At 62.4% G+C, this 9,543-nt stretch carries 10 protein-coding genes; 7 read left to right on the forward strand and 3 right to left on the reverse strand.

Annotation, left to right across the window (positions count from 1 at the left end; genetic code table 11):
- Position 1: 1 nt before the first annotated feature.
- From mauD to P3C29_RS31405, 3 genes are all read left to right on the forward strand, one after another.
- Positions 2-628: a methylamine dehydrogenase accessory protein MauD gene (mauD, locus tag P3C29_RS31395; RefSeq protein WP_275966336.1), complete on the forward strand. Its 627-nt coding sequence runs from the start codon at positions 2-4 to the stop codon at positions 626-628.
- Between the two features lie 19 nt (positions 629-647).
- The gene (locus P3C29_RS31400) at positions 648-1,169 is read left to right on the forward strand and encodes a methylamine dehydrogenase light chain (RefSeq protein ID WP_003208877.1); all 522 of its coding nucleotides are present in this window, start codon (positions 648-650) and stop codon (positions 1,167-1,169) included.
- A gap of 124 nt (positions 1,170-1,293) precedes the next feature.
- Entirely contained in the window at positions 1,294-1,815 is a 522-nt protein-coding gene (locus P3C29_RS31405; protein ID WP_201123175.1) for a cytochrome C, read from the forward strand.
- 94 nt (positions 1,816-1,909) lie between these two features.
- On the opposite strand, the gene feaR is transcribed toward P3C29_RS31405, so the two are convergent.
- From feaR to paaY, 3 genes are all read right to left on the reverse strand, one after another.
- Complete coding sequence (gene feaR, locus P3C29_RS31410; RefSeq protein ID WP_169387960.1) at positions 1,910-2,824, reverse strand: transcriptional regulator FeaR; 915 nt, start codon at positions 2,822-2,824, stop codon at positions 1,910-1,912.
- 76 nt (positions 2,825-2,900) lie between these two features.
- Positions 2,901-3,824 (reverse strand): phenylacetic acid degradation operon negative regulatory protein PaaX, encoded by a 924-nt coding sequence (paaX, locus tag P3C29_RS31415; RefSeq protein ID WP_275966337.1) that lies wholly within the window; start codon positions 3,822-3,824, stop codon positions 2,901-2,903.
- Positions 3,825-3,885: 61 nt separating this feature from the next.
- Entirely contained in the window at positions 3,886-4,476 is a 591-nt protein-coding gene (gene paaY / locus P3C29_RS31420; protein WP_275966338.1) for a phenylacetic acid degradation protein PaaY, read from the reverse strand.
- A 362-nt stretch (positions 4,477-4,838) separates the two neighbouring features.
- Here paaY and paaG point away from each other — a divergent pair, with 362 nt between their 5' ends.
- The 4 genes from paaG to paaK all read left to right on the forward strand — a co-directional run bounded on the left by paaG (position 4,839) and on the right by paaK (position 8,724).
- The gene (gene paaG / locus P3C29_RS31425) at positions 4,839-5,630 is read left to right on the forward strand and encodes a 2-(1,2-epoxy-1,2-dihydrophenyl)acetyl-CoA isomerase PaaG (protein WP_275966339.1); all 792 of its coding nucleotides are present in this window, start codon (positions 4,839-4,841) and stop codon (positions 5,628-5,630) included.
- 13 nt (positions 5,631-5,643) lie between these two features.
- Positions 5,644-6,093: a hydroxyphenylacetyl-CoA thioesterase PaaI gene (gene paaI, locus P3C29_RS31430; protein ID WP_177134769.1), complete on the forward strand. Its 450-nt coding sequence runs from the start codon at positions 5,644-5,646 to the stop codon at positions 6,091-6,093.
- Positions 6,086-7,297 carry a 3-oxoadipyl-CoA thiolase gene (gene pcaF, locus P3C29_RS31435; protein WP_201123168.1) on the forward strand — a complete coding sequence of 404 codons (1,212 nt, stop codon included), beginning with the start codon at positions 6,086-6,088 and terminating at the stop codon, positions 7,295-7,297. Before paaI ends, pcaF begins: the two co-directional genes overlap by 8 nt.
- Before the next feature lie 101 nt (positions 7,298-7,398).
- Positions 7,399-8,724, forward strand: a complete 1,326-nt coding sequence (gene paaK / locus P3C29_RS31440) for a phenylacetate--CoA ligase PaaK (protein WP_275966340.1) — start codon at positions 7,399-7,401, stop codon at positions 8,722-8,724.
- Positions 8,725-9,543 lie beyond the last annotated feature (819 nt).

Raw genomic sequence — 9,543 nt, forward strand, 5'->3', positions numbered from 1 at the left:
AATGGAAGGCCTGATTGTTTCCAACGTACTGCTGTGGGTCCTGCTGCTGGCACTGGCGTTTGCCGTAATGGGCCTGGTGCGCCAGATTGGTGTGCTGCACGGGCGCATCGCCCCGGCCGGCGCGCTGATGGTGGACAAGGGCGTGGCGGTGAATGAGCCGGCGCCGCAAGTCACTGCTTCCGACCGTAAGGGTCGCCCGGTGAACTTCGGCTATGCCGGTGAGAAGAACCAGTTGCTGTTCTTCCTCTCGCCGACCTGCCCGATCTGCAAATCCCTGTTGCCGGCGATCAAATCCATCGCCAAGGAGCAGGCTGACCGCCTTGATGTGGTGTTTATCAGTGACGGCGACATGGAAGCCCAGCAAGCGCTGATCACCGAGCACAAGCTGGACGACGTCACCTACGTGGTCGGCCCGGAAGTCGGCATGACCTACCAGATCGGCAAGCTGCCGTATGCCGCGCTGATCGACAAGAGCGGCACCTTGCGCGCCAAGGGCCTGGTCAATTCCCGCGAGCACCTGGACAGCCTGTTCGAAGTCGAACACCTGAAAAGCGCCACGCTGCAGGAATACCTCAACAGCCAGCCGCAGCCCCACGACCACAGCCACGGCCATAGCCATAGCCACTGATTAAGGCAGGGAGACTCTCATGAAATTGCTGGATCTGTTATTCGAGCGCTCGACCCGTCGCCTGGCCGACACCACGTCACGGCGCAAACTGTTGGCCCGCATGGGTTCGCTGATGGTCGCAGGCGCCGCCTTGCCCCTGCTGCTGCCCCTGGACCGCACCAGCAAGGCGCTGGCCGCCGATAACCCGAAAGCCGGTGACCCGGGCGACCCGAACAGCTGCGACTACTGGCGCTACTGCTCCATCGACGGCTTCCTGTGCAGTTGCTGCGGCGGTTCGGTGACATCCTGCCCACCCGGCACCGAGGCGTCCCAGGTGACCTGGATCGGCACCTGCCGCAACCCGGCGGATGGCAAGGACTACATCATTTCCTATAACGACTGCTGCGGTAAGCAAAGCTGCGCCCAGTGCGCGTGCACGCGTAACGACAGTGAAGAGCCGGCGTACCGACCGTTCAACAACAACGATGTGAACTGGTGCCTGGCGGCCAAATCCCACATCTACCACTGCACGGTCTCGATCATTCGCGGCGTCGCGGTTTAACTCACCCCTGTGGCGAGGGAGCTTGCTCCCGCTGGAGTGCGAAGCGCTCCCAAAGATCTTGGGGCCGCTGCGCAGCCCAACGGGAGCAAGCTCCCTCGCCACAGGTCAGTGCAAGAGGCTTGTCATGCGTACGTTGTTTTTGCTGAGCTTGATGTGTGTCTTCGCCGCCCCGCTCGCCCAGGCACGGGCGATTCCCAATCCGAACCAGAAGCACGCACCAGGTAATGAATCGCCGCAAACGCCCATCGCCCAGGCCGGGTACAGCGTGGCGACCAACTATCAGCTGCAGTGTGCCGGCTGCCATCTAGGCAGCGGCATGGGCTCGGCGGCGAACGACACGCCGAGGATGACCGGGTTTGTCGGCAACTTTCTGAAGGTGCCGGGTGGTCGGGAGTTTTTGGTACGGGTGCCGGGGATGTCACAGTCGGCGCTGAACGATGGGCAACTGGCGGACTTGCTGAACTGGCTGATGCGCCCGGACGGGATGGCGGGCAAGAGCACGCCGGTGGATTACAAGCCCTATAGCGCCGAGGAAGTCACTGAGTTGCGGCACAAAGCGATGCTCAATCTGCCGGGCACAAGGGCGGGGTTGATCAAGGAGATGCGTGCCCAAGGGATTGCGATCGAAGACGGAATGCCCAACTGAAACCTGTGGGAGCTGGCTTGCCTGCGATAGCGGTGGGTCAGCCAGGAATGGGTAGCTGACACTCCGCTATCGCAGGCAAGCCAGCTCCTACCGTTCAGGTGTGTTGCTTGCGATACTCACCCGGCGCAATGCCAAACCGCGACTTGAACGCCGTCGAAAAGTAGCTGGAATCCGAAAACCCCCACGAATACCCCAGCACCGAAAGCTTCTCCTCCACCCTGGACTGGCGCAGCGACTCGGCACACAAATCCAGCCGCCGGTTCTTGATGTACCGCGCCACCACCAAACCCTTGCGCGCAAAGATCCGGTACAGCCCGCGCACCGACATCCCCACCTCCCGCGCCAGCCATTCAGGGCACAGCTCTTCGGAGCGAATGTGCTGGTCAATGCACTCCAGGGTCTTGCGAAACACCCGTTCATGGGCGTCGCTACCTTCGCCCGCCTGGCTGATGGCCGGGCGCAACAAATTGATGATCGCCTCCAGCGTCGCTTCACTTTCCTGCAAGGTCAGGTTGTCCTGGCGGGTCGCTTCCAGAATCAGCTGCCGGGAGAGCATCGCCATCGGCGATGTCGCCTCGATGCGGTGCCCGCATTTGACCGGGTTGAAGCGCAAGGTCTGCTCCACCAGGTACGACGGCAGGATCAGCGACAACTGCCGCGAGTTCTCGCTGTAGGTGAAATCACTGGGGTGCGCGGCATCGATCAGGGTGATGTCGCCCGCACGCAACAGCGCCTTGCTGTCGCCCTGGGCCATGCCGGCCGTACCGTCGAGCTGGAACACCGCAAAGTACTTGCCGCCCTCGCCCGCTGCGATTTGCGTGGGGGTACGAAACAGCCGCGCCTGGCAGGCGTCGACAAAGCTGAGCTTCAGCGCGCCGCTCTGGTATTCGCGGATCTGCCCGGAAAAACCATCCCCCAGGATTTGCGCATCAAACGCGCCGCAGATCTGATTGATCTGATGGATCCATTGGTCGAACCCATCACAGCGCTGTGCAATTGAAGACATCATGTTCAGGCCTCACGCAGGCTTATTTTTATTCTCTACGCCACATCACTCCACCCGTTCTCCTGAACAGCGTTGCTCCTTATTTCAGGCCTCCGAACCGCCGGTAAAAACTCTCGCCAACGTCCGGCAACGGGCCGTCGGCAGTTTCCAGCGCGCTGTTCAGCCATTCCTCGGCCTTGGCGTAGATCAACCGGTAAATATTGCGGCACAACTGGCGGGCGGCGCGGCCTTCCCAATCGCCGGGGAGCAATTCATCGGGCAATTGCGGGTCGCGCAGCAGCAGTTTGCGGTATTCATGAATAAGCAGGACCCGTGCCAGGAAACAGTCGGCAGGCGCAAGCTGCTCCTGCTCGCGAAGCGCTTGCCAGAGCGGTCGGAACAGTTGGATGAACTCGCTGTAATGGGCCGCCAGCTCCTCGATGTTCCAGCTCTCGCGCACCTGCACCCGCAGGGCCTTGGACGCCAGTACATCCTGCGCCGTGGTCTCGAAGACGATGGTGTCTTCCTGGGCACCGAGGTCGAGCAACGTGGCGTTGACGTCGGCGCGGTCGCTGCGCGGGCACGCCAGCACCGTTGGGGCAATCGCACCAAAACCTTGCCACTCCAGCTCTTCACGCACCTGTTTGCGCTTGTCCTGGGTCAACTGTGTGAGTATCACCAGGCACCACGAACCATCCCACGCCGGCACGCTGGAGCTGTAGACCCGCTTGAAGGCCTTGTCGAAACGTCGACGCCCGGCACCGGTCAGGCTGTAGTAGCTACGGCGCCCGACTTTCTCGGCGGTCAGCCAGCCTTCCTTGGTCAGGCGGAAGATCGAGGTACGGATCAGCCGTTCATTGATGCCGATGGGTTCGAGCAACTGGATCAGGCTGCCCAGCCACACCGTCCCGCCGTGGGGCTCGATGGCGTCCCCGTACAAGGTGATGATCAGGGAGCTGGCGCGAATCGGCGTCTGCTCCTGGAAGCGGGTGATCAGTTGGTTCAGGGGTGTCAGTGACGACATGGGCGTACCGAGGCAAAAAGAGAAAATATACCGTTTTTAGCGGCGTCGGGATGCAGGCGATTCATGTGCCCTTGGGTCGCAGGCCGCTGTCGCTGATCCGTGGCCGGTCGGCTTCCGGCGCGCTCAGGGGGTCGCACTCGTGCATCTGCTCCAGGCAACGCTGGGCCAGGCGCTGGTATTCGCGGGTGCCGGTTTGCTTCCAGTGCACCTCTTCGTCGCTGAGGCTGCGCTTGACGCTGGCCGGTGTGCCCATCACCAACGACTGCTCGGGGCATTCGAAACCGGCTTTGACAAAGGCCGCCGCCGAGACGAACGAGCGAGCGCCAATGCGCGCGCTGTCCATCACCACCGCATTCATGCCCACCAATGCATCGGTGCCGATCCGGCAACCGTGCAGCACTGCGCCGTGGCCGATATGGCCGTTGCGCTCGACGACGGTGTCGCTGTCCGGGAAGCCGTGCATCACGCAGGTGTCCTGCAGGTTGGCGCCCTCTTCAAGGACGATGCGCCCGAAGTCGCCGCGCAAACTCGCCAGCGGCCCCACATAGCAATGGGGGCCGATGATCACGTCGCCGATCAGTACGGCCGAGGGATGAACGTAGGCCGTGGGGTCGACCACCGGGGTCAGGCCGTCGAGGCTGTAGCAGGTCATGAAGAATTCCTTATAGGGCGTATTCGCAAAGCGACGCCGATCTTGGCTTATTTTGTATCACATCATTTTTGCAAGCACAAAGCTGAAAAAGCGTATCGCTTGAGATGACCGCCGAGGCGACCGTGCGCAGCGCGTTTAAAAATCAGGTTTAAGCCAATGAAATATGGGGTTTATCAGCTGCTCACAGACCGATATCGCGGGATATCAATTTTTACCAATCGCAAAACAAGACACACCAAATCAATTTTATCGTTGCATTTATGTATCACGTTAAAGCTATACTCCGGCAAAACCGGCTGACCAGGCCGATCCAATAATGAGCCGGCTGACCGCCGAGCGTGCACCGTGAGGGCCTCACGACCATGAACTTCGAACACATCCTGTTTTCCATCGAGGCCGGCGTCGCCCTGCTCAGCCTCAATCGCCCCGACCAGCTCAACAGCTTCAACGCACAGATGCACGGCGAGGTTCAGCAAGCGCTGCAGCAGGTCCGGGAGAATCCCGACGTGCGGGTATTGCTGCTGACTGGCGAAGGCCGCGGCTTTTGCGCCGGGCAAGACCTCAGCGACCGCAACGTGGCGCCCGGCAGTGCGGTACCGGACCTGGGGGAGTCCATCGAGAAGTTCTACAACCCGCTGATCCGCCAACTGCGCGACCTGCCCCTGCCGGTGATCTGCGCGGTGAACGGCGTGGCGGCCGGGGCCGGCGCCAATATCCCACTGGCCTGCGACCTGGTGCTGGCCGCGCGCTCGGCGAATTTCATTCAAGCGTTCTGCAAGATCGGCCTGATCCCCGACTCCGGCGGCACCTGGACCCTGCCGCGCCTGGTGGGCATGGCCCGGGCCAAGGCGCTGGCCTTGCTGGGCAACCGCCTGAGCGCCGAACAAGCCGAGCAATGGGGCCTGATCTACCGCTGCGTGGACGACGCCGAATTGCGCAACGAAGCCCTGACCCTGGCCCGCCACCTGGCCACCCAACCGACCTACGGCCTGGCGCTGATCAAGCGCAGCCTGAATGCCAGCCTGAGCAACAGCTTTGACGAACAGCTGGAGCTGGAGCGCGACCTGCAACGCCTGGCCGGGCGCAGCGAGGATTACCGCGAAGGCGTCGCCGCCTTCATGGAAAAACGCAGCCCGAGCTTCAAGGGCCGCTAAGGGAGCGCACGGCATGACCAACCATGAAGCCTTGAACCTGGCGAACCAATGTGCCCAGGCGATGTTCAGCCGCGACGCCGCGAGCCAGGGCATGGGCATGCGCCTGCTCTCGGTGGCGCCGGGCTGCGCGCGACTGGGCATGAGCGTGCGCGCCGACATGATCCAGGGCCACGGCACCTGCCACGGCGGCTATCTGTTTGCGCTGGCGGACTCGGCCTTTGCCCTGGCCTGCAACAGCTACAACGACGCCACTGTGGCGCTGGGCTGCAGTATCGACTACATCGCGCCGGCGCACCTGGGCGACACCTTGAGTGCCGACTGTCGCGAGCAAAGCCGCTCGGGGCGCACCGGCAACTACGACGTCCGTATCGAAAACCAACTGGGCCAGCTGATTGCGCTGTTCCATGGCAAATCCTACAAAGTGCGCGGCACGGTGCTGGCGCAGGAGAATCCGAATGAATGACGCCTTGATCATCGACGCGGTACGCACCCCGATCGGCCGCTACGCCGGCGCCTTGAGCAGCGTGCGCGCCGACGACCTCGGTGCGGTGCCGCTGCGTGAACTGCTGCGCCGCCACCCGCAAGTGGACTGGAGCCGCGTCGACGATGTGATCTACGGCTGCGCCAACCAGGCCGGTGAGGACAACCGCAACGTGGCCCGCATGTCGGCACTGCTGGCCGGGTTGCCGGTGAGCGTGCCGGGCACCACCCTCAACCGTTTGTGCGGCTCGGGGCTGGACGCCATCGGCAGCGCGGCCCGGGCGATTCGCTGTGGCGAGGCAGGATTGATGCTGGTGGGCGGCGTCGAATCGATGTCCCGTGCGCCGCTGGTAATGGGCAAGGCCGAGCAGGCATTTGCCCGCGACGCGCAACTGTACGACACCACCATCGGCTGGCGCTTCGTCAACCCGCTGATGAAAAAAGCCTACGGGATCGACTCGATGCCGGAGACCGCCGAAAACGTCGCCGAGCAGTTCAATATCTCCCGCGCCGACCAGGATGCATTTGCCCTGCGCAGCCAGCAACGTGCAGCGGCGGCCCAGGCCAGCGGGCGCCTGGCCAGGGAAATCGTCGCGGTGGAAATCCCCCAGCGCAAAGGCCCGGCCAGGGTGGTGGAACACGACGAACACCCGCGCGGCGACACCACCCTTGAGCAACTGCAGAAACTTGGCACGCCGTTCCGTGAAGGCGGCAGCATCACCGCCGGCAACGCGTCCGGGGTCAACGACGGCGCCTGCGCCCTGCTGCTGGCCAGCGCCGAAGTTGCCAAGCGTCACGGCCTGGTCGCCCGCGGCCGGGTGGTGGCAATGGCCACCGCCGGCGTGGAGCCACGGATCATGGGCATCGGCCCGGTGCCGGCGACCCGCAAGGTGCTGGAGCTGGCCAACCTGAGCCTGGCGGACATGGACGTGATCGAACTCAACGAAGCCTTCGCCGCCCAGGGTCTGGCGGTGCTGCGGGAGCTGGGCCTGGGGGACAACGACCCACGGGTCAACCCCAACGGCGGCGCCATCGCCCTCGGCCATCCGCTGGGGATGAGCGGCGCACGGCTGGTGACCACTGCCCTGCATGAACTGGAAGAACGTGGCGGCCGCTACGCCTTGTGCACCATGTGCATCGGCGTGGGCCAGGGCATCGCGCTGATCATCGAGCGGCTGTCCGACTAAAGATTCGCGATTCCCGGGGAACCTAGCGGTATCCTTGGGGCATGCACTCAAAGCCCACGGTATGCGGTGGGCTGATACACAAAAATAATTCGAGTGAACTCATGAACATGCCTATTCCAAACGCCGTGCTTAACCCTGTGCTGGACCCGCTGGAAACCGCCAGCGTCGACCAACTGCGCGCCCATCAACTGGAGCGCCTGCGCTGGAGCCTGCGCCACGCCTACCAGAATGTGCCGTTGTACCGTCAGCGTTTCGACGCGCAGGGGGTGCACCCCGACGACATCAAGTCACTGGACGACCTGGCCAGATTCCCGTTCACCACCAAGAGCGACCTGCGGGACAGCTACCCCTACGGCATGTTTGCCGTGCCGATGAACGAGGTGGTGCGCCTGCACGCCTCCAGCGGCACCACCGGCAAGCCGACGGTGGTGGGTTACACCCAGAACGACATCGACACCTGGGCCAATGTGGTGGCCCGCTCGATCCGCGCCGCCGGTGGCCGACGAGGTGACAAGGTACATATCTCCTATGGCTACGGACTGTTCACCGGCGGCCTCGGCGCCCACTACGGCGCGGAACGCCTGGGTTGCACGGTGATTCCGATGTCCGGCGGGCAGACTGAAAAACAGGTGCAACTGATCAAGGATTTCCAGCCGGACATCATCATGGTCACGCCCTCCTACATGCTCAACATCGCCGATGAAATCGAGCGCCAGGGCATTGATCCCCACAAGCTGGCATTGCGGTTGGGGATCTTCGGTGCCGAGCCGTGGACTGCCGAGCTGCGCAGCGCCATTGAGGCGCGACTGGGGATCACGGCGCTGGATATCTACGGGCTCTCGGAAATCATGGGGCCGGGGGTGGCGATGGAGTGTGCGGAGACCAAGGATGGGCCGACGATTTGGGAGGACCATTTCTACCCCGAAATCATTGACCCGGTGACCGGTGAAGTGTTGCCGGATGGGCAGATGGGTGAACTGGTGTTTACGTCCTTGAGCAAGGAGGCGTTGCCGATGATTCGCTATCGCACCCGGGACCTGACGCGGTTGCTGCCGGGGACTGCGCGGCCGATGCGGCGGATCGACAAGATCACCGGGCGCAGTGACGACATGCTGATCATTCGCGGGGTTAACGTGTTTCCCACGCAGATTGAGGAGCAGGTGCTTAAAGTAAAACAGCTTTCCGAGTGTTATGAGATTCATCTGTATCGTAACGGGAACCTGGACAGCGTGGATGTGCATGTGGAGCTCAAGGCTGAGCATCAGCATCTCAATGATGAGCAGCAGAGAGCGGTGTCCAGTGAGTTGAGCAAGCACATCAAGACGTATATCGGGATCAGCTCGCGTATCGTTTTGCAGCCACTGCATTCGATCAAGCGGTCTGAGGGCAAGGCTTGCCACGTGATGGACAGACGCCCTAAAGCATGACTGCTGCACCTTTTCAGCCCCGCCTTTGTGGGGCTTTTTTTTGCTCGTTTGGGTGGTGTACATATCCGTTATCTGGGTGATGGCCGCCTATGGTTCCGCTCTTACAGCGGCTCACTTTTGAAAAGCGCAAAAGTAAGCAAAACGCTCTTGCCCCACCACTCGGCACCTCGCTCAGGCTCGGTGTTCCCTCACTCCGGCTTTGGACCGTGGGCCGCCGCGATGGGCCATCCTTGGCCCAGCGCGGCTAACCCGGCGTCCTGCCGGGTTACCCACGCTCCAAAGCCTGCGTTCGGCCAGCGTGGTTTAACGGGGCGCCTAAGATCAAGATCAAAAGCAGATCAACAGCACAGCGGCCTACAGGCCGGCTTGAGTGGTGTGAAGCAAAGGCAACATCAAAATCAAAATCTACAGCGTGCACGGTCAAATGTGGGAGCTGGCTTGCCTGCGATAGCATCAACTGGGTGTATCTGAAAAACCGAGTTGTCTGCATCGCAGGCAAGCCAGCTCCCACAGAAAAGCAGAGCTGCATCAGTTTCAGATTTGGTTTTCGCTTTGGCTTTTGCTCTGGCTTCTACCACTCAAGCCGGCCTGTAGGCCGCTGTGCTCTTGCTTTTGATCTTGATCTGGCTCTGACTGCCCCAATAAGCCCGAGGCCGAACGCAGGGATTGAGGAGCGGGTAAACCGGCAGGACGCCGGTTTAGCCGCGACGGGGCAGGGACGCCCCGTCGCGGCGGCCCGCGGAGCAATGCCGGAGTGAGGGAACACCGAGCCTAGGCGAGGTGCCGACAGGCGGGGCAGAGCCCTTTGCTTACTTTGGG

Source organism: Pseudomonas sp. 1912-s, assembly GCF_029269205.1.
Lineage (GTDB): Bacteria > Pseudomonadota > Gammaproteobacteria > Pseudomonadales > Pseudomonadaceae > Aquipseudomonas.